Origin of the sequence: Deefgea piscis, from assembly GCF_013284055.1 — a bacterium.
GTDB classification, from domain to species: Bacteria; Pseudomonadota; Gammaproteobacteria; order Burkholderiales; family Chitinibacteraceae; genus Deefgea; species Deefgea piscis.
Genome location: NZ_CP054143.1, coordinates 832,853 through 853,255 on the forward strand (window position 1 = coordinate 832,853; position 20,403 = coordinate 853,255).

At 49.8% G+C, this 20,403-nt stretch carries 14 protein-coding genes and 6 tRNA genes; 2 read left to right on the top strand and 18 right to left on the bottom strand.

Going from position 1 to position 20,403, the window contains the following annotated elements:
• Positions 1-55: 55 nt before the first annotated feature.
• The 6 genes from HQN60_RS04050 to lgt form a co-directional block, all read right to left on the bottom strand.
• A tRNA-Trp gene (locus HQN60_RS04050) sits at positions 56-131 on the bottom strand.
• 47 nt (positions 132-178) lie between these two features.
• Positions 179-1,369 (bottom strand): elongation factor Tu, encoded by a 1,191-nt coding sequence (tuf, locus tag HQN60_RS04055; protein WP_173532462.1) that lies wholly within the window; start codon positions 1,367-1,369, stop codon positions 179-181.
• Positions 1,370-1,419: 50 nt separating this feature from the next.
• Positions 1,420-1,494: transfer RNA gene (locus tag HQN60_RS04060), tRNA-Thr, on the bottom strand.
• A 7-nt stretch (positions 1,495-1,501) separates the two neighbouring features.
• Positions 1,502-1,575 (bottom strand) — tRNA-Gly (locus HQN60_RS04065).
• A gap of 49 nt (positions 1,576-1,624) precedes the next feature.
• A tRNA-Tyr gene (locus tag HQN60_RS04070) sits at positions 1,625-1,710 on the bottom strand.
• A gap of 117 nt (positions 1,711-1,827) precedes the next feature.
• Positions 1,828-2,634, bottom strand: a complete 807-nt coding sequence (gene lgt / locus HQN60_RS04075; protein WP_173532463.1) for a prolipoprotein diacylglyceryl transferase — start codon at positions 2,632-2,634, stop codon at positions 1,828-1,830.
• Between the two features lie 182 nt (positions 2,635-2,816).
• Here lgt and ilvD point away from each other — a divergent pair, with 182 nt between their 5' ends.
• Positions 2,817-4,676, top strand: coding sequence for a dihydroxy-acid dehydratase (gene ilvD, locus HQN60_RS04080; protein ID WP_173532464.1), 1,860 nt, complete (start codon positions 2,817-2,819; stop codon positions 4,674-4,676).
• Between the two features lie 168 nt (positions 4,677-4,844).
• On the opposite strand, the gene HQN60_RS04085 is transcribed toward ilvD, so the two are convergent.
• Positions 4,845-4,920, bottom strand: a tRNA-Phe gene (locus tag HQN60_RS04085).
• 57 nt (positions 4,921-4,977) lie between these two features.
• Positions 4,978-5,053, bottom strand: a tRNA-Phe gene (locus tag HQN60_RS04090).
• A 213-nt stretch (positions 5,054-5,266) separates the two neighbouring features.
• Here HQN60_RS04090 and HQN60_RS04095 point away from each other — a divergent pair.
• Positions 5,267-5,755 (top strand): DUF456 domain-containing protein, encoded by a 489-nt coding sequence (locus tag HQN60_RS04095; RefSeq protein ID WP_254456674.1) that lies wholly within the window; start codon positions 5,267-5,269, stop codon positions 5,753-5,755.
• A gap of 390 nt (positions 5,756-6,145) precedes the next feature.
• Here HQN60_RS04095 and corA read toward each other — a convergent pair whose 3' ends face one another.
• From corA to HQN60_RS04145, 10 genes are all read right to left on the bottom strand, one after another.
• Positions 6,146-7,252: a magnesium/cobalt transporter CorA gene (gene corA / locus HQN60_RS04100; protein ID WP_173532465.1), complete on the bottom strand. Its 1,107-nt coding sequence runs from the start codon at positions 7,250-7,252 to the stop codon at positions 6,146-6,148.
• Positions 7,201-8,694: a Ppx/GppA phosphatase family protein gene (locus HQN60_RS04105; protein WP_173532466.1), complete on the bottom strand. Its 1,494-nt coding sequence runs from the start codon at positions 8,692-8,694 to the stop codon at positions 7,201-7,203. The genes corA and HQN60_RS04105 overlap by 52 nt, the downstream gene beginning before the upstream one ends.
• A 162-nt stretch (positions 8,695-8,856) precedes the next feature.
• Positions 8,857-9,558, bottom strand: a complete 702-nt coding sequence (phoU, locus tag HQN60_RS04110) for a phosphate signaling complex protein PhoU (protein ID WP_173532467.1) — start codon at positions 9,556-9,558, stop codon at positions 8,857-8,859.
• 105 nt (positions 9,559-9,663) lie between these two features.
• The gene (rpiA, locus tag HQN60_RS04115; protein WP_173532468.1) at positions 9,664-10,320 is read right to left on the bottom strand and encodes a ribose-5-phosphate isomerase RpiA; all 657 of its coding nucleotides are present in this window, start codon (positions 10,318-10,320) and stop codon (positions 9,664-9,666) included.
• Between the two features lie 185 nt (positions 10,321-10,505).
• Positions 10,506-11,105 (bottom strand): MarC family protein, encoded by a 600-nt coding sequence (locus HQN60_RS04120; protein ID WP_173532469.1) that lies wholly within the window; start codon positions 11,103-11,105, stop codon positions 10,506-10,508.
• Positions 11,106-11,241: 136 nt separating this feature from the next.
• Positions 11,242-12,306 (bottom strand): hypothetical protein, encoded by a 1,065-nt coding sequence (locus HQN60_RS04125; RefSeq protein WP_173532470.1) that lies wholly within the window; start codon positions 12,304-12,306, stop codon positions 11,242-11,244.
• The gene (locus HQN60_RS04130) at positions 12,303-13,583 is read right to left on the bottom strand and encodes a tetratricopeptide repeat-containing diguanylate cyclase (protein ID WP_173532471.1); all 1,281 of its coding nucleotides are present in this window, start codon (positions 13,581-13,583) and stop codon (positions 12,303-12,305) included. Before HQN60_RS04130 ends, HQN60_RS04125 begins: the two co-directional genes overlap by 4 nt.
• A 91-nt stretch (positions 13,584-13,674) precedes the next feature.
• Positions 13,675-15,087: a glutamate synthase small subunit GltD family protein gene (locus tag HQN60_RS04135; protein WP_173532472.1), complete on the bottom strand. Its 1,413-nt coding sequence runs from the start codon at positions 15,085-15,087 to the stop codon at positions 13,675-13,677.
• Positions 15,088-15,167: 80 nt separating this feature from the next.
• Entirely contained in the window at positions 15,168-19,607 is a 4,440-nt protein-coding gene (gltB, locus tag HQN60_RS04140; protein WP_173532473.1) for a glutamate synthase large subunit, read from the bottom strand.
• A 262-nt stretch (positions 19,608-19,869) separates the two neighbouring features.
• Positions 19,870-20,184, bottom strand: coding sequence for a hypothetical protein (locus HQN60_RS04145; protein WP_173532474.1), 315 nt, complete (start codon positions 20,182-20,184; stop codon positions 19,870-19,872).
• Positions 20,185-20,403 lie beyond the last annotated feature (219 nt).

The following is a 20,403-nucleotide window of genomic DNA, read 5'->3' on the forward strand; positions in this document are numbered from 1 at the left end:
GGCGACCCATAAAACAGAGCCGCTCCTATGAAGGAACGGCTCCGTTGATATATTGTGGCAGGCGAGGGGGGTCTCGAACCCACAACCCCCGGTTTTGGAGACCGGTACTCTACCAATTGAGCTACTCGCCTACGGAGAGGGCATAACTATAACAACGTTAAACCCTTTTTGCAACCTTTTATTGAACTACTGTTGCAACAACACCAGCACCAACCGTACGACCACCTTCGCGAATCGCAAAACGCAAACCTTGCTCCATCGCTACTGGGCAGATCAAGGTTACAGTGATTGATACGTTATCACCAGGCATTACCATTTCTGTACCTTCTGGCAATTCAATCGCGCCAGTTACGTCAGTAGTACGGAAGTAGAACTGTGGACGGTAGTTACTAAAGAATGGCGTATGACGACCACCTTCATCTTTAGACAATACATAAATCTCAGCAGTAAACTTAGTGTGCGGAGTAATCGAACCTGGTTTCGCCAAAACTTGACCACGTTGAACGTCTTCACGCTTAGTACCACGAAGCAAGGCGCCGATGTTGTCACCCGCTTGACCTTGGTCAAGCAATTTACGGAACATCTCAACACCAGTACAAGTCGTCTTAACTGTTGGCACAATACCAACGATCTCGATCTCTTCACCTACTTTAACAATACCGCGCTCAACACGACCAGTCACAACAGTACCGCGACCAGAAATTGAGAACACATCTTCAACTGGCATCAAGAACGTACCGTCAATTGCACGCTCTGGTTCAGGAATGTAGCTATCCAAAGCATCTGCCAAGCGGAAGATTGCTGGCTCGCCGTATTCTGATTGATTACCTTCAAGCGCCAAACGAGCTGAACCCGTAATTACTGGCGTATCATCGCCAGGGAAATCGTATTTAGACAACAAATCACGAATTTCCATCTCAACCAATTCAAGCAACTCAGCATCATCAACCAAGTCAGCTTTGTTCATGAAAACAATGATATATGGAACACCAACCTGACGAGATAACAAGATGTGCTCGCGAGTTTGTGGCATAGGGCCATCAGCTGCAGAAACAACCAACACCGCACCATCCATCTGCGCAGCACCGGTAATCATGTTTTTCACATAATCCGCGTGACCTGGGCAATCAACGTGAGCGTAGTGACGTTTTTCAGTCTCGTACTCAACGTGAGCAGTATTAATAGTAATACCACGTGCTTTTTCTTCTGGTGCAGAGTCGATAGACGCGTAATCTTTAGCAATACCACCGAATTTTTTCGACAGGATTGTAGTAATTGCAGCTGTCAGCGTTGTTTTACCATGATCCACGTGACCGATTGTACCGACGTTAACGTGCGGCTTAGTCCGTGTAAACTTTTCCTTAGCCATCGCTTATTCCTTTTCGAGATCTTGAAATAAATTAATAACTGACAATTGACTGGAGCCGATGATGAGAATTGAACTCATGGCCTCTCCCTTACCAAGGGAGTGCTCTACCCCTGAGCTACATCGGCAATAAACTGGAGCGGGTGAAGGGAATCGAACCCTCGTCGTAAGCTTGGAAGGCTTCTGCTCTACCATTGAGCTACACCCGCATACTTAATAACTGATTCGTTCTCTAAACTTTATTCAAGCTCTTTTAAATGGTGGCGGGGGAAGGATTCGAACCTTCGAAGGCTGAGCCGCCGGATTTACAGTCCGGACCCGTTGACCGCTGGGGTAACCCCGCCACTAAGAGAGCCCGCATTATGACTACAGGCCCTCAAGTCGTCAAACATTTTTGACAAAAAAAATTGTACAAACCACAAAAAATCGACTAAGGGACTAATTTCATTAAGAAAATAGCCCTAGATTCTTGACAGCATTTTGTTTCGTCGCGTTGCCCACGCATACAAAATCGCCCCAGCGACGATCATCGGCAAGCATAGCAACTGCCCCATACTTAAATTCATCGCCAACAAACCCAAGAAATCATCAGGTTGACGTGCATATTCCGCAACAAAACGGAACACACCATACCCCATCAAAAATAATGCTGATGTTTGACCCACAGCGCGAGGCTTAGCCGAGAAGCGCCACAACACGATAAACAACAACACCCCCTCTAAAGCGAATTGATATAGCTGCGATGGATGACGCGGCAATCCGTCGTGCGCCTGCGGAAAGATCATCGCCAGCGGCATAGTGGCATCGGTAACGCGCCCCCACAATTCGCCATTAATAAAGTTACCAATTCGCCCTGCCGCCAAACCCAAAGGAACCAAAGGCGCAATAAAGTCAGTTACTTGGAAAAAACTTCGATTAGTTTTACGGCCAAACAGCGCCATGGCGACCAAAACCCCCAAAAAGCCACCATGAAAAGCCATCCCACCTTCCCACACCTTGAGAATATCGATTGGATTGGCCAAGTAAAATGCCGGCTTATAAAACAAGACATAACCTAAGCGCCCACCCAAAATCACGCCAAGCACGCCATAAAACAATAAATCATCCATTTCCGCTGTTTGCCAACCCGGTGGATTACCGCGTCGAATCCGCCAACGCCCCAACATCACAAACAACACAAAGCCGATCAGATACATCAAGCCATACCAGTGAACACCAACTGGCCCGAGACTAATCGCCACCGGATCAAACTGCGGATGAACAAACATAATAAAATTTCGCCTTAACGCCAGAAAAGTAGCCGCCGATTATACCGCCTCACCAACAACTTCAATCACCTTTTCACACCACATTCAATCTCTCAGATCAAAGCCCCTTACTTCGAAAACCTAGGCTGGCTTTTTTTCGATACAATCGGCCACGTGTTTTGAATTTTGCCCAAGGAATCGACATGCCCACTTACCGCTCTCGCACCACCACCCACGGCCGCAATATGGCCGGCGCCCGCGCCCTCTGGCGCGCCACAGGCATGAAAGATGGTGATTTTGATAAACCCATCATTGCCATCGCCAACTCGTTCACCCAGTTTGTACCTGGGCACGTTCATTTACACAATATGGGCCAATTGGTCGCACGCGAGATCGAAAAAGCCGGTGGCGTCGCCAAAGAATTCAACACCATCGCCGTTGACGACGGCATCGCCATGGGCCACGGCGGCATGCTGTATAGCCTACCAAGCCGCGATTTAATTGCCGACTCAGTCGAATACATGGTCAATGCGCATTGCGCCGATGCAATTGTCTGCATTTCCAACTGCGACAAAATCACCCCCGGCATGCTGATGGCGGCACTACGCCTCAATATTCCGGTGATTTTCGTTTCTGGCGGCCCAATGGAAGCGGGCAAAGTCGACTGGAAAGGCACCGTACGTAAACTTGACCTTGTTGACGCAATGGTCGAGGCCGCCGACAGCCGAGTAAGCGACGAAGAAGTCGCCGCCGTTGAGCGCAGCGCCTGCCCGACTTGCGGCTCTTGCTCAGGCATGTTTACCGCCAACTCGATGAACTGTCTCACCGAAGCACTTGGCCTATCATTACCGGGCAACGGCTCAATGCTGGCTACACACGGTGACCGCAAACAGCTATTCCTACAAGCGGGCCGCACCATTGTTGAGCTTGCTAAACGTTATTACGAGCAAGGCGACGAATCTGCTTTGCCACGCTCAATCGCCACGCGCGAAGCATTTGAAAACGCCATGAGTCTGGATGTGGCCATGGGCGGCTCCACCAATACCGTATTGCACTTGCTCGCAGCAGCGAACGAGGCCGGCGTTGACTTCAAAATGGCCGACATCGACCGCATTTCACGCCGCGTTCCTTGCCTCGCCAAAGTCGCCCCCGCAACGCAAAAATACCACATGGAAGACGTGCACCGCGCCGGTGGCGTAATTGCACTACTCGCCGAACTATCGCGCGCCGGACTCATTCATCGCGATGTACCAACAGTGCACACCAAAACGCTCGGCGATGGCATAGACCAATGGGACATCGTCAAAAATGGTCCAGATAGTTTGGCGCACTTATTTTACCGCGCTGCTCCTGGCGGCGTCGCAACGACGATTGCATTTAGCCAATCGATGCGCTACCCCAACCTTGACCTCGACCGCGAAGGCGGCTGCATCCGCAGCAAAGAACACGCATACTCGCAAGACGGCGGGCTAGCAGTACTGTACGGCAACATTGCCGAGCGCGGCTGCATCGTCAAAACTGCGGGCGTCGATGACTCGATCTTGAAATTTACCGGTCGCGCCCGCGTCTACGAATCACAAGACGATGCCGTCGCCAGTATTTTGGCCGACGAAGTGATTGCTGGCGATGTCGTGATTATTCGCTACGAAGGCCCTAAAGGCGGCCCAGGCATGCAAGAAATGCTGTATCCAACGTCGTACCTCAAGTCGAAAGGCCTCGGCAAAGAATGCGCACTACTGACTGACGGCCGCTTCTCTGGTGGCACTTCTGGCCTATCAATTGGCCACGCCAGCCCAGAAGCCGCCGAAGGCGGTGCAATTGGCTTGGTAGAAGAAGGCGACACGATTGAAATCGATATTCCAAACCGCACCATCAATCTAAAAATTGACGCGGCCGCGCTTGCTGCACGCCGCACGGCAATGGAAGCCCGTGGCAAGCTGGCTTGGAAACCGGTTTCGCGTCAACGCGTGGTCAGCCCAGCCCTACGCGCCTACGCCGCAATGACCACCAGCGCCGACACTGGCGCCGTGCGTGACGTTAGCCAAGTTGAACGCCAAGATTAAACCTTTTACGGCTTAAATGACAAAAAGGCAGCTCACGCTGCCTTTTTTATTGCATGTATTAATCTAAGCGCCTTATGCAGCAAACGCTGGCGAAATATACCGTAGAAAAACAAAAAACCCGCTCAGCTTGCGCTAGCGGGTTTTTGCTTCGGATTTAAACCGAAATACTGGTGGCTCGTCTCGGAATCGAACCAAGGACACGCGGATTTTCAATCCGCTGCTCTACCAACTGAGCTAACGAGCCATGCTTAACTAAGCATTTGAAAAAGGGCCTAGCTTACAGCTAAACCCTTGAATTCCTTGGTGGCTCGTCTCGGAATCGAACCAAGGACACGCGGATTTTCAATCCGCTGCTCTACCAACTGAGCTAACGAGCCACTCGAAACACTACTTCGTTTCGAAGAGCCGCAATTAAACACCAGCACGTGCCTTACGTCAACTCCTTTCACGCTTTTCTATAGACCAAAGGAGACGATATTCAATAAATGACTGTTTTATTGCGATATTATTTTTCACCCGCTGAGCATCTTTTTAGCATTTCCGTAGTCCAACCCGCATTAAAAATAATTGATTCCCCTTGGAGCGCGATCTTGGAAACGTTTGAAATCATCAGCTACCTACTTGGCGCAGGCATGATTCTGGCTGGTTTAGCCGGCACCATTTTACCTTTGCTCCCATCAACACCTTTAATCTTTCTCGGCCTGTTACTCATCGCGTGGGGTAATCAATTTATCAACGTTAGCTGGCCGTCACTCAGCCTGTTATTGGTCATGATGCTGGTCGCTAGCGTTCTCGATTACATCGCCGGCGCAATGGGGGCGAAACGCGTTGGTGCGAGCCGCTACGCCGTCTGGGGGGCTTTAATTGGCTCGATTGTCGGCATGCTCGGCGGGATTATTGGTTTAATCCTCGGGCCGTTTTTAGGCGCTGCTGCGGGTGAGTTTTATGCCAGAAAAGATATGCTACACGCCGGCAAAGTCGGATTTGCCAGCGGCATCGGCATGTTGCTTGGCGCGATCGCTAAAGTCGGTTTGGCCTTAGCTATGCTGGGGGTGTTTTTGCTGGCGTGGTGGTTATAAGTCAATCGCCAGTGAATACAAACTTGAGTTATGCCTTTGATATGGTTGTTATGCAATGTTCATATCTGGTGTTGATGCTGTGCCGCGCTCGTCGAGCTGGGGCTTAAAATCCCGTTTAAGCGCACCGAGTGAGGAGAGAGACAAACGGTTTTATCGTTTGGCTCACGACAATCGAGGGCACAGCGGAGCTGGGCGAGATCAAAATCGCCTTTCTTTTCCCCCACTCTTTGGCGGACAAAAAGTTGAGGTACCGCCACTGACTGCGACTATAAAACACTGTGCCGCAGGCACTTAAAAACCATAAACACGTAATCTGAACATTGCCGATCATTAGTGGGTATATTGACAAAAAGCTTTAATTTTAAAGTACTCATAGATATACCCAACCCATTACACCCAACGTCGCAACCAAAAGAATAAACCCAAAAACACCGCAATACAGCCCATTAGCCCCAAGGCTGCGTAATAACCATAGGTCCAGCGTAGCTCGGGCATGATGTCAAAATTCATGCCGTAGATACCCGCAATCAGCGTTAGCGGCATAAAAATGGTGGTTATGACGGTGAGTAGCCGCATTTGTTCATTGAGTCGCTGCGACTGCAATGAAAGATAGATTTCTTGCAGACCGGAAATCATTTCACGTAGTGCTTCAACGGTTTCAATCGATTGCACCGTATGGTCGTACACATCACGCAAATACAGCTGGGTTTCACTATGAAAAAAATCGGCGTCATCTCGCTGCAGCACATTGAGCATCTCTCGCATCGGCCACAGACTGCGCTTTATTTGCTGCAAACTACGACGTAATGACTGCACCTCAACCATATGCTCGGGCTGGTTTTCACTATTGATCGCTTCGTCCAGCTCTTCGCAGCGCTCGCCCAATTGCTCAAGCACTAAAAAATAACGATCAACCAGTTTATCCAATAAGGCATAGGCTAAATAATCGGGACCCAGTTTACGAATTTGGGATTCACTATTTTTAAGCGTATCGCGAATCGCCGCAAAAGTGCCGCTGGGTTTTTCTTGAAAGGTCAGCACAAAACCACGCCCGACAATCAAGCTCACTTGCTCACCGGAAACACCGTCAGCGTCCCAATTCATCAATCGGGCGGTGATATACAAATAGCCGGGATATTGCTCAACCTTGGGGCGCTGCTGGGTATTCAGAATGTCTTCTAAAACCAGCGGATGCAATTTAAACCGCTGACCAATTAACTTGAGGATTTCAATATTTTCTAAGCCATGCACGTTCAACCACAAGGTATTGAACGTCGGCTGAAAAGTTCGACCTACATCAACGTCGCTAAAACTGGTCGCCAGGTAATCGCCAGGCAAAGGGCCAAATTCAATTAACGTCGCCAGCGTTGCCGCCGGCGCCTCTCCGCCGACATACCGCAAAGTACCGGGATCTGCGCCCGCTTTCGCTGAATTTAAATGCGCTTTTATACGTTGGCGACGGCTCGAATCATTAGATTTACGCCCATGTTTTGCCATGCAGTGATTTCCTCATTTAAGGCATACATCGTGAGTGGATGCGCCTCTAACCACGCCGCGTCTAATTCTAAGCAATAGCCGCCAGCACAATGCGACAGCAAACCCAATGGCGGCGCCTCATCCAGACGTGCACGATAAAACAACACCGCCATGCGTAAGCATAAAATGGCATCCCACTCAGCAGGTTGAATCTCTTGATCGGCGAGTTTGCTCAAACTACCAGCATGCGCCAGCACCAGCCGTGATAACCAATTTTGTTCACGCTTAGAAAAACCCGGCATATCGGCATGCTGCAAAATATACGCCGAATGCTTATGATAGCTGGCATGGGCAATCGAGCGGCCCACTTCGTGTAATCCCGCAGCCATCGTTAGGTTTCTGGCCAGCACGACATCATCGCTTTGCGTTTCACCGCGCAGCACATCAAATAATTGCGCAGCCAATTGCGACACCCGATATGCTTGCGGTCCATCCACATGGTAACGGCGCTGAAAGAAATCCACCGTTCGGTCTCGCACATCATATTGGGTTTGGCGTTGTACCAAATCATAAAGCACGCCATCACGCAGCGCGCCATAAGTGATCGACATGCGCTCGATACCGAGCATATCAAAGGCCGCCTGCATAATCGCTAAGCCACCGGGCAATACCGGGCGCCGATCATCGCGCAAACCGTTTAATTGCAAACTATTGATATGGCCGGCAGCAATCATTTTGCTGCGCAAAGCCGCTAAACCATCGCGAGTAATACCCAGTGGCGATAAATCGTTTAATTCTAAAATATCAGCTAATGATCGCGCCGTCCCTGAAGTACCGATCGCTCTTTGCCATTCTCCCGAGTAAAACGTGGGGACCAAGGGCAAGAAAGCCCCTCGCGCAGCGAGCTCGGCCGTTTCCATTCGTTCACGCGTAATAACACCATCGGGAAAATAACGCGCACTCCAACCCACACAACCGAGCTGAATGCTTTCCGTACTAAATGAGCGATACTGACTGCCGATGATTAACTCGGTTGATCCGCCGCCAATATCAATCACCAAGCGGCGCTCTCGCGTACTCGGCAAACTGTGTGCGGCACCGATATAAATTAATCGCGCTTCTTCGCGGCCAGCAATAATCTCAATGGGAAAACCCAAGGCCGCCTCGGCCTGAGGTAAAAAAGCGGCGCTATTTCTAGCGATACGAAAGGTATTGGTGGCAACCGCACGCACGCATTGCGGCGGCAAGCCAGCCAAGCGCTCCCCAAATCGCGCGAGTGCCGCGGTCATTTCGTCGATGGCTTCAGCAGTTAAACAACCATGGGCATCTAAACCGGCACCTAAACGAACCGTTTCTTTCAAAGAATCCAGCGGAAACAAAGCCCCTTCGACCACACGGGCGACTTGCAAGCGAAAACTGTTGGAGCCGAGATCCACAGCGGCAATGACAGAACAGTCGCCCATTCAGTAAAACTCCAGTAGGTAGCGGGTTTGCGGGCATAACAATACGTAAAAGTCATGTTTGTGGCAAACGCAAATCATAAAGGGCAGCCACAGCCGCCCTTTATTAGACACTACTTCCTTCAGACTAGGGCAATAAACCTCACCCTAATCTGATACATCAGCTTACTGCAAAGCGACGCGATCGACTTCTTCTTGGGTTTTATGGCGAACATCTTGGCCTTTAACCAAGTAAATCACATGCTCGGCGACATTCACCCCCAAATCACCAATACGCTCAATGGCTTTGGCAATCCACAAAATATCCAAAATCAAGGTAATCGAACGTGGATCTTCCATCATGACGGTAATCAATTGGCGATGCAGCGCTTGATATTCTTGATCCAGCTGCGCATCAGCACGAATGACTTCTGACGCACTCACCGCATCCATACGGGCAAATGAATCAAGCGCATTGGACAACATATCCAGCGCCAAATCCGCAATATGGTTGAGGTCATGAAAACGTGGCACTTGCAAACGGCCAGATTCATAAATGTTTTTTGCTCGTTTGCAGATTCGATACGCTTTATCGCCAATGCGTTCCAAATCTTCAACCGACTTAATCACCGTCATCACCATCCGCAAATCGGTGGCCGCAGGCTGACGACGCGCAATCATATGCACACACATATCATCGAGCTTGACGTGCATTTGATTCACTTGCGTTTCTTGATCAATGACTTTATTAATAATTGCCACATCGCCCGATGCCAAAGCTTGCATCGCCAAGCGAACTTGCTCTTCGACCAAGCCGGCCATTCCCATCACTTGGGAGCGAATTGCCTCTAAATCGGCATCAAATTGCTTTGAAATATGTTCTGACATGACACAGCTTCTCCAGTGTATTAATCGGTGCAAAATACCAGCTTTTTATTACAGTACTGTTTCATCTGCCCGTGAGCGGCGAATTTTTCATCCGCCGCTGCTCGCTTATTTAATGGTTTTCACCCCGTTAGCCGTACCCAATAAGAGCACGTCAGCACGGCGATGGGCAAATAAACCGTTGGTCACAACGCCAACAATTTGATTAATTTGTGTTTCCAACACGGTAGCCTGACTAATCGACAAACCATGCACATCAATAATGATATTCCCGTTATCAGTCACTACGCCTTCACGGTAAGCAGGGTGTCCGCCCAATTTAACCAACTCACGCGCCACATGAGAGCGCGCCATTGGGATGACTTCCACCGGCAACGGAAAATTACCCAATACATCGACCAATTTGCTTTCATCGCAAATACAGATAAATTGCCCAGCAACCGCTGCAATGATTTTCTCGCGCGTTAACGCCGCGCCACCACCCTTAATCATTTGCAATTGATGATTAATTTCATCCGCGCCATCAACATACACCGGCAAGTCATCAATGGTATTTAAATCAAATACCGGAATCCCGTGTGATTTTAAGCGCGCTACGCTGGCTTCTGACGAAGACACCGCGCCTTTAATTTGGCCTTTGATTTCAGCTAATGCATCAATAAAGTAATTGGCAGTCGAACCAGTACCAACGCCAACAATACAATTTTCAGGCACATAGGCGACTGCTGCACGGCCTACCGCTTCTTTCAATTCATTCTGTGTCATGTGGTTCAACTCCTGATTAGCCGCCATTAAAAATAACTACACCAAGGTTTCTGCTAACGTGGTTTGTCTCGCAGTACAAACCCATCGTTAACAAGCCTCTCATTCTAGCGCCGAACACCGGCAATGAAGCTTGTGACGCATCAAACACCATTTGATGGCCAGCGCAAAGTCGCCAAACATCGCGATTAAAGCGACACTAAATACTGCCGAATCCCATCGAGCAGCATTTGCACGGCAATCGCCGTCAAAATCAAACCCATTAAACGCTCAAATGCCGTCGTTACCTGCGCGCCGAGCACTTGGCTAATTTTTTCCGAAAACGCCAATGTGAGAGCGCAAATGAGCATGGTTAACGCCAATGCCGCCACCCACACTTCAATCCGCTCCGGATCGCGCGAAACCAATAACAGCACCGTGGCCAATGCCGATGGTCCTGCCAATAAAGGAATCGCCAACGGCACAATATACGGCTCGCCCTCGCTGGTGTCGCCAAAAACGCCATCGGGATGGGGAAACACCATCCGCAGCGCAATTAAAAACAAAATCACGCCACCGGCAATACCGAGTGAGGTTTGCGACAAATGCATGACTTCAAGAAACTTTTGGCCAAACAACATAAAAGTCACCAGCACCACAAACGCAACACTGACCTCGCGAAAAATCATTCGCCAGCGCCGCGCCTTGGGGACTTTTTTCATCATTGCGACAAACAAAGGAATGCCGCCCAAGGGATCAATCACCAAGAGCAGCAAAATAAAAGCGGAAAGAAAAGTTTGTGATTCCATAGCTTAGTGTACATCCAAACAAGCTAAATATTGATTCGGGAAAGCCATCAAATCCAAGCTATTTTTCCAAAATTTGAGTGGGTATATTGTTGCAGAATTTAATCAAAAAGGATTACAACATCATACCCCGTCTTTTTTAGACTACGGGCAGATGCGGCATGATTGCAGGCATTTTTTGTAGCTGTAACACTCGGCTTTGCGTTTCAAGCTGCATTATTTTTTGGCGATGCGTAGCGCTGATTTTTCGCTCGGGCAAAGACTGCTGTGCAAATAGCTGCGCGTAAAAAGGCAGCGCTAACTCAGCTTGCTGCTTAGCCAGATAGCAATCAATTAAAGCCTTGCAACAGCGGGTTTGTAGGCTAGGTACGCCTGCCTGCTCTGCTAACTGCTGCGCTTGTAATAAAATGGCTTCCGCGTCTGTTGCTTGCAATTGCAGCAAGATCTCACCCAAACCCGTCAACGCATGCGCCTTGCCCCACAGATTATCATTGGCGCTATGCAAATCATACGCCGTTGCCAACTCAACTCTAGCCTGCTGCAACATGCCTTGTTGCCCATGAATCAAACCGCGGTAATACACAATTTCTGCCGCCCACACTTTATTGTGCAACGGCAGCTCCATTAAACGCTCGGCGCGGGCAATCGCATCTAAAGCTTGAGCATAACGCTGCAAACGATATTGATCACTCGCGACATACAGCAAGGCATCGCACTCTAGCAGTGGATCGGCAATCGCCACCGCCATTTTGAGCGCCATTTCACTGCAACGCAAAGCGGCTTCATCATCTTTAAAACCGATATAAACCTGACCAATCCCTAAATAAACCCGAACACATTGCCCGAGGTTTTGTGCTGCTTTGGCCTGCATTAACGCTTTAGTCCATTGATCGAGTGCCAATAAAGGCTGATCATTCAATAAATAAGACGTCGCCAACAACAGTAATGAATTGGTCGAGCTGCCAATCTGCCCAGCTTGCCGATAACTCGCCGCCGCCTGACTAAATGCCGTTTGCGCCGCATGATGCGCACTAAAATGCTGATGGGCGTGCCCTAAAATATCTAACGCCATCCCGTGTAACCGCGGGTCAGCTTGGCTTTCAGCCACCCATTGCTGCGCTTGATCGGGCAAAGGCGGCGAGCCGCACTCGGCACAACTTAACACCGTCTCAAGTTGAGTCAATAACGCTAAACGCGCGGTCATACTGCCATCTCCCACACCACGGCACCCGCGCCATGACGCATCGCCAAATACAAAGCCAAATCTGCACGCAATTGCAATACGTCCACGGTGTCGCCCTGCTGATAAATTGTGCCGCCCATACTTAGCGTCAGTGCCTCGGGTAAATCACTAAAATCCAATAACGCGAGCTGATGTTGAATTTGCTCAATCAATACATTGGCCAAGTCTGCCGAGCTAGCGGGCAACATCAATTTAAAGACCAACTGCCCGCCCGCAATCAACTCCGCCCCTTCTGGTAGCGTGTCTTGCAAAACCTTGGCAATGCGCACACTGCAATCATTACTTTTTGCTTCGCCCATTACGTCGCGCAAATAGGTCGATTGATCAACGCCAAGGTGCAATACACATAAAGACGGATGATCAATCGCCTGAGCCAACAACATCGGCCAGCGCGCTTCCAAATAACGTAGATTATGTAAGCCCGTCACCGCATCACGATAAGTGGTGCTTTCCAGCAAACGCACCTGTTCATCTTGCTGAGCGTTTTTTAGTCGCAGTAGATCAATCTCAATATCGCTAGTGGTTTGCTGGAGTTTGAATTCGACCTCACGTAAGCGCCGTGGACGTTGTGGTTTTTTTTGTTGCGCTAAATGCAACATGGCCGCCTGATAAAAATCAACTGCCGCCGCGAACTGCTGGCACGCTTGGCTCGCCTGCGCCAATTTAATCAGCATTGCGCCGCGCAAATCACTGGCGCCAGCATGCGCCAAAGCCGAACTCGCCCGGCTGATCGCCGCTGGTAAGCCATCGATTTGATTCATTCGTAGATACAGCGACAAAATCGACCAATGCAACATAAAGCTTTCGCCATCATCAACCAATAACACCGCTTGCTCAAATTGCGCCAAAGCCGCCGGCCATTGCTGCTGTAATTGATACAAGCGAGCAGACTGCGCCAGTAAAACGGCATCGTTTTGCAGCACAGTCATTGCTAACGCTTGTGCTTGCAATGGCGCAGCGGCTGTCTCTTGGCCCATCGCCCACAAATCAGCCGCCAGACCTAAATAAGCCGAGCAATAGTGCGCCTCACGCTCAGCCAAAGAGAGCGCGTGCTGATGCAAGCTTAAAGCGCGTTCAAATTGCCCACTGTCATGCACAATGTCTGCGATTGCCAACCAATAACCGGCTTCATTACTCTGCTCAACTTGAGCATGGCTCAGACCATCAAGAAAGTGTTGCAATGCCTGATGAGATTGCCCTTGCTGCAGCAGAGTACGGCCCAAAACCAAAGAATTCATTACTTACCCAAACCTTAAGCGCAATACCTATCTAAACAGACAAAACATAAAAAAAGCCTCGCAAAGCGAGGCCTTTTTTATTTCAATAGCCTTACCAAGCGCCAATGTACTCCAAAATCCCTTCGGCTGCATTACGACCTTCATAGACCGCTCGCACGACCAAATCAGCGCCACGAACTTGGTCGCCACCCGCGAAAATTTTCGGGTTAGACGTTTGATGTTTGAATGCTTGTTTTTCAGCAGCAATCGTGCGGCCCCAGTCATCGGTTTTCACGCCTTGCGCGTCAAACCAGCTTTCTGGCTCGGCAGAGAAACCAAACGCCACCACCACGTGATCGCAATTAACAACGCGTTCAGAACCGGCAATCAATTCTGGACGACGACGCCCTTTTTCATCTGGCGCGCCCAATTGGGTCGACACCAAAGTCAATGCCAAGCTGCCATCGGCGTTTTGCTCGATTTTTACTGGCTGGCTATTCCATTGGAATTCAACGCCTTCTTCTTTGGCGTTCGCCACTTCGCGTTTCGAGCCCGGCATGTTTTCTTCGTCACGGCGGTAAGCGCAAATCACGCTGGCTGCGCCTTGGCGGATCGAAGTGCGGTTGCAATCCATGGCGGTATCGCCACCACCAAGCACCACCACACGTTTACCTTGCATCGAAACAAACGCTTCTTCGCCCAAAGTACCCATGCTATTGCGCACGTTGTTGATCAAGAACGGCAAAGCTTCCATCACGCCTGGCAATTCTTCACCGGCAAAGCCACCCTTCATGTATTTGTACGCACCCATACCCATAAACACCGCATCGTAATCAGCGAGCAATGTTTCGATGCTCACATCTTTGCCGATTTCAGTATTCAGGCGGAATTCAACGCCCATGTCTTCCATGATTTTACGGCGCGTCGCGATGACTTCTTTTTCCAGTTTGAATTCTGGAATACCAAACGTTAACAAGCCGCCGATTTCTTCGTAGCGATCAAATACCACCGGAGTAACGCCGTTACGCACCAAAATATCCGCACAGCCAAGGCCAGCTGGGCCAGCACCGATAATGGCGACTTTTTTGTCGGTCTTAATCACGCCCGACATATCTGGACGCCAGCCCGCTTTGAAGGCTTCGTCAGTAATGTATTTTTCCACCGAACCAATCGACACCGCACCGGCTTCAACTTGATTCAAGGTACATGCGCCTTCGCACAAACGATCTTGTGGGCAAACACGACCGCAAATTTCTGGCAATGAATTGGTTTTGTGGCTCAATTCAGCCGCTTCAAACAATTTACCTTCGTCGACCAATTGCAACCATTGCGGAATATGGTTGTGCACTGGGCACTCCCATGAGCAATACGGATTGCCACAGCCAAGGCAACGACCAGCTTGTTCGCCCGAGCTGGTTTTATCCAGTGGCGTGTAGATTTCTTTGAATACAAATTTACGTTTCTCAACCGCGACTTTATCGCCAGGGTTGCGAGCAACATTCAGAAACTGAAATACATCTGACATGGTATTACCTCGGGGAGTAGTGAGTAGGAATGGGGGAGTAAAACCACTCCCTGCTCCCCATTCCCGACTCCCTATCTAAATTAGTCTTTTAGCAATGCGTCGAGCTTGGCCACTTTTGGTTTCACCAACCAGAAGTAATCGACTGCTTCATCAAAGTTCGCCAGCAGTTCAGCGCCCTTGCTCGACCCAGTCAATGCCACGTGGGCAGTGATTTTGTCTTTCAAGAAAGCACGAATAGCGCCGTAGGCTTCACCGTTGATCAAGTTGGTATCGATTAGTTCGTTGTTGTAGCGATAAGCAAATTTTTGCTTCGGATCGTAAACCAGTGCAAAACCACCGGTCATACCCGCACCAAAGTTGTAACCGGTTTCACCGAGCACCACTACGCAGCCGCCAGTCATGTATTCACAACCGTGATCGCCAACACCTTCAATCACCGCTGTCGCGCCTGAGTTACGCACCGCGAAACGCTCACCGGCCATACCCGCAGCAAACAATTCACCGCCGGTTGCGCCATACAGACACGTGTTACCGGCAATGACTGCGTCGCTGGAAGCAAATTCGCTACCCACGGGTGGATAGATAATCACTTGGCCGCCGTTCATGCCTTTACCGACGTAATCGTTGGCGTCGCCAGCGAGTTCCAATGTCAAACCTTTGGCATTCCACACCCCAAATGATTGACCGGCTGAACCGTGCAATTTCAAGTGCAAAGTGCCTTCTGGCAAACCATCTGCGCCGTGTGCTTTGGCGATTTCACCTGACAAACGCGCACCGATTGAACGATGAATATTGCGGACATCGTATTCAAAGCGTTGTGGCGTTTTGGCTTTAATGCCTGCCAGCGCGTCTTTAACCATTTCTTCAGCCAACTCACCCTTGTCAAAACTTGGGTTGCGCTCATCCACGCAGAAGCGTGATTCTGAATCTGGCGTGCTGCCTTGGCTGAGCAATGCACCCAGCGCGAGTTTTTGTTGTCTTTCAGTTGCGCCGTCGATTAAGCCGAGCATTTCAGTGCGGCCAATCATTTCTTCAAATGTGCGTACACCCAGCGCCGCCATCAATTCACGAGTTTCTTGCGCGATGAAAGTGAAGTAATTCACCACCATTTCTGGCAAGCCGATAAAGAACTTGCTACGCAATTTGATTTCTTGTGTTGCCACACCCGTTGCGCAATTGTTCAAGTGGCAAATACGCAAGTATTTGCAACCCAAAGCCACCATCGGGCCAGTACCAAAGCCGAAACTTTCCGCGCCCATGATCGCGGCTTTCACCACGTCTAGACCGGTTTTCAAACCACCATCCGCTTGCACGCGAACCCGGCCACGCAGACCATTGGCACGCAATACTTGTTGCGCTTCGGTCAGGCCAAGCTCAAACGGTGAGCCGGCGTATTTAACTGAAGCCAGCGGCGAAGCAGCGGTTCCGCCGTCATACCCCGAAATCGTAATCAAATCGGCGTAGGCTTTGGCCACACCGGCAGCAATGGTGCCGACGCCTGGTTCTGCCACCAACTTCACTGAAACCAAGGCTTCTGGGTTGACCTGCTTCAAGTCAAAAATCAACTGCGCCAAGTCTTCAATCGAATAAATATCGTGATGCGGTGGCGGTGAAATCAAGCTAATGCCCGGCTTGCTGTGACGCAATTTAGCAATCAGCGGCGAGACTTTATCGCCCGGCAATTGGCCGCCTTCACCCGGCTTAGCGCCTTGTGCCACTTTAATTTGCAGTACTTCAGCATTCACCAAGTAGTGCGGCGTAACGCCGAAACGACCTGAGGCGACTTGCTTGATTTTCGACATTTTTGACGTGCCGTAGCGCGCTTCGTCTTCACCACCCTCACCCGAGTTCGAGCGAGCGCCAAGGCGATGCATACCTTCTGCCAACGCTTCGTGCGCTTCTGGGCTTAAGGCACCCAGCGACATACCGGCGGAGTCAAAACGCTTCACAATCGATGAAATTGGCTCAACTTCGTCGATCGAGATCGATTTGGCGGGGTCAATTTGCAATGCCATCAAATCGCGCAACATGGCCACTGGGCGAGTATTCACCAGTGCCGCGTATTTGCTGTATTCCTTATAATCACCGCCTTGCACCGCTTTTTGCAGCTGCATCACCACATCTGGGTTGTAAGCGTGATATTCCTCACCAAACACATATTTCAGCAAACCACCTTGTGCCAATGGGCGCATTGGGTTGAAGGCTAATTTATTCAGTTTGATTTGATCGGCTTCAAAATCAGCGAAGTTAGCCCCAGAAATACGCGATACCGTGCCAGTTAGGCACAAATCGATCACTTCTTCACCAATCCCGACACCTTCAAACAATTGCGAACCGCGATACGAAGCCACGGTCGAGATACCCATTTTCGACAAGATTTTCATCAAGCCTTTATTGATACCCTTACGGAAATTGTTCGCTGCTTTTTCTAGCGTGCCTTCCACTTGGCCCATATCGACCAATTCTTTGATCGTTTGGTAAGCAAGGTAAGGCACGACTGCGGTGGCGCCGTAGCCAATCAAACAGGCGAAATGATGTGGGTCGCGGGTAGTGGCGGTTTCAACGATGATATTGGTTTTGCAACGCAAACCGGCGTTGATCAAGCCATGATGTACCGCACCGACGGCGAATAATGCCGGAATCGGCATACGGCCTTTGGCGATGTTTTTATCCGACAACACGATAATCACCGTGCCAGCGTTTACGCTAGCGATGACATCGGCTTGCAGCTTTTCAATTGCCGCTTGCAAGCTTACGCCTTCAAACGTCAATGCAAAATGTGCAGTTTTGAAGTCTGGATCAGTTTGGCTGGTCAAGACGGCGAATTTATCCGTCGACAACACTGGCGAAGTCACTTCCATACGTTTGGCGTGGTCTGGGCCATCTTCAAACAGATTGCGCTCAGGGCCAAAGCAAGTGTTCAGCGACATGACAATCGCTTCACGGATCGGGTCGATCGGTGGGTTGGTTACTTGCGCGAATTGTTGGCGCAAGAAGTCATACGGTGAACGCACTTTTTCTGACAACACCGCCATCGGCGTGTCGTCACCCATCGAACCAATCGCTTCTTGACCGTCATTGGCCAAGATGCGCAAGATTTGATCGCGCTCTTCAAACGTCAACTGGAATTGTTTTTGGTACGTCAGCAAGGCGGCTTTGTCCATCTCTTCGAGTGGACTATTGTCAGCAGCCATTTCCAAATGCTGGGCGTGTTCTTTGAGCCAAGCGCGGTATGGTTGTGCCGTTTTGAGTTTGTTATCAATTACATCAGATTCGATAAACTCGCCCGATTTGAAATCAACGGCAACGATTTGGCCTGGTTTCACACGGCCTTTTTTCACTACTTCTTCTGGCTTGTAGCCCCATACGCCGATTTCCGAGGCGATGGTGATATGGCGATCTTTGGTAATCACATAACGCGCTGGACGCAAACCGTTACGGTCAAGCGCACAACCGGCGTAGTCGCCAGCGGCCCAAACGATACCAGCTGGGCCATCCCATGGCTCCATGTGCAGCGAGTTGTATTCGTAGAAAGCGCGTAAATCGCGGTCATTGGTATCGACGTTTTGCCAAGCTGGTGGCACCATCAAACGGAAAGCGCGGAACACATCCACACCGCCGAGCACCAAGCTTTCCAACATATTGTCCATACTCATCGAGTCTGAACCGTTGGTTTGCACGATAGGACGAATCGCTTCCATATCCAGCGCATTGCTGTCCATGATCGCTTCACGTGCACGTGCCCACGCGCGGTTACCCGTCAGCGTGTTGATTTCACCATTGTGTGCGAGGAAACGGAAAGGCTGCGCCAATTTCCATTGTGGCCACGTATTGGTCGAGAAACGTTGGTGATACACCGCCATACTCGAAGCAAAACGCTCGTCTTTTAAATCGAGATAAAAGACCGGCAGATTTTCTGGTGTCACCAAGCCCTTATATGACATCACATAAGGGTTGAGTGTTGGGATGTAGAAAGCGGCATCAGCCGTATTGGCTTTTTCTGCCAAGCGACGCGCTTGATACAAACGTCGAGCAAAATCAAGCTCCGACAGGGTCACTGGCGAATTAACAAAGATTTGCTGAATGGTCGGCAAAGAGCGCATTGCCGCTGCGCCAAGCGCATCGAGGTTGACTGGTACGTCGCGAACACCCGCTACTTGCAAGCCTTGGCTTTCAAGCGCTGACACGAGATTGCTGATCGACTTGGCCGACTCAGTTTTATCGAGCGCAGAAAAAACCAAGCCCGCAGTAAACTGCTCAGCTAAGACGTAGCCATTATCCGCAGCAACTGCGCGTAAAAAGCCCTTTGGCAAGCGAAATAGCAAACCACAACCATCGCCCGATTTACCATCAGCAGCCACCGCTCCGCGGTGAGTCAAACAGGCCAGCGAATTGATCGCAGTCGAGACCAGCCAGTGACTCGGCTTATCATCCATTTGTGCAATCAAACCGAAGCCGCAGCTATCTTGCTCGAACTGCGGGCGGTACAACGTGCCCTTCAACCAGCTTTGTCTATCCATCACAGCGGCACCCTTACAAAAGCTCAAGAATCAGTCAAATACATGCTGCTAGGGTTTGACCCTAGTCAAGCAAAGGGGCTTGATTCTAGCGATAAAGGGGGCTCAAAGCAACTCAAAGCCATAAATGAACAGCAATCGGGGGAAACCCCAAGAAAGGGCTAGATTGGGAGGTGAAGATTGACGAAAATACTTAATAAATCAGTCAGTTTGCGCAAAACATTCGTTCAGAATTCTTCGCGCAAACGAACTCAATTTGCCGATTTTAGCGGCGTTTTGATAGCTCACTACGCTCAATCGCAATGGCGATCAAATAATGGATAATATCGCGGTCATGACCGATTTTTTCGATGCATGCGGCGCGCAAACGATCGACTAAATATTGCTCAGGTGAATCAATCACGCGAGCAAAACGATTGTATTTAAACTGCGAATTACCGACGATTTCTTCCAAAACGTCTAAACGCTCAGGTTGATTATTGCGTAAGCGATACATTTTGCTTTTGGCTAACACTTTACGCTCATGATTCGGCCGTAAAATCACATGCCAATTGCTCGGCTCGTTTTGAACTTCTTCCATTTGGTCTCATCCCTACGTGATAGCCTGCGGCGTTGACGCTTTAAAGCAGCGTCAAACACTCAGGCTGATAAATCTCGACGGCATCATTGCGCCATCAAGATTAGAATGCGTTGATTATACGGCCAATCAAACATTGATATTCATAATCCACGCCTAGCGGACAGTGCGAATTCATTTTCACTTTTTATCCGTGAAGCCAGCACAATAAAAAAAGCCAAC

What these genes read in the sequence shown, in the direction of transcription:
- HQN60_RS04125 (WP_173532470.1), bottom strand. Translation starts at nt 12,306, where the DNA reads ATGACCGCGCGTTTAGCGTTATTGACTCAACTTGAGACGGTGTTAAGT.
- corA (WP_173532465.1), bottom strand. Translation starts at nt 7,252, where the DNA reads ATGGCAAAACATGGGCGTAAATCTAATGATTCGAGCCGTCGCCAACGT.
- HQN60_RS04145 (WP_173532474.1), bottom strand. Translation starts at nt 20,184, where the DNA reads ATGGAAGAAGTTCAAAACGAGCCGAGCAATTGGCATGTGATTTTACGG.
- lgt (WP_173532463.1), bottom strand. Translation starts at nt 2,634, where the DNA reads ATGTTTGTTCATCCGCAGTTTGATCCGGTGGCGATTAGTCTCGGGCCA.
- HQN60_RS04130 (WP_173532471.1), bottom strand. Translation starts at nt 13,583, where the DNA reads ATGAATTCTTTGGTTTTGGGCCGTACTCTGCTGCAGCAAGGGCAATCT.
- phoU (WP_173532467.1), bottom strand. Translation starts at nt 9,558, where the DNA reads ATGTCAGAACATATTTCAAAGCAATTTGATGCCGATTTAGAGGCAATT.
- gltB (WP_173532473.1), bottom strand. Translation starts at nt 19,607, where the DNA reads ATGGATAGACAAAGCTGGTTGAAGGGCACGTTGTACCGCCCGCAGTTC.
- ilvD (WP_173532464.1), top strand. Translation starts at nt 2,817, where the DNA reads ATGCCCACTTACCGCTCTCGCACCACCACCCACGGCCGCAATATGGCC.
- HQN60_RS04120 (WP_173532469.1), bottom strand. Translation starts at nt 11,105, where the DNA reads ATGGAATCACAAACTTTTCTTTCCGCTTTTATTTTGCTGCTCTTGGTG.
- HQN60_RS04135 (WP_173532472.1), bottom strand. Translation starts at nt 15,087, where the DNA reads ATGTCAGATGTATTTCAGTTTCTGAATGTTGCTCGCAACCCTGGCGAT.
- tuf (WP_173532462.1), bottom strand. Translation starts at nt 1,369, where the DNA reads ATGGCTAAGGAAAAGTTTACACGGACTAAGCCGCACGTTAACGTCGGT.
- HQN60_RS04105 (WP_173532466.1), bottom strand. Translation starts at nt 8,694, where the DNA reads ATGGGCGACTGTTCTGTCATTGCCGCTGTGGATCTCGGCTCCAACAGT.
- rpiA (WP_173532468.1), bottom strand. Translation starts at nt 10,320, where the DNA reads ATGACACAGAATGAATTGAAAGAAGCGGTAGGCCGTGCAGCAGTCGCC.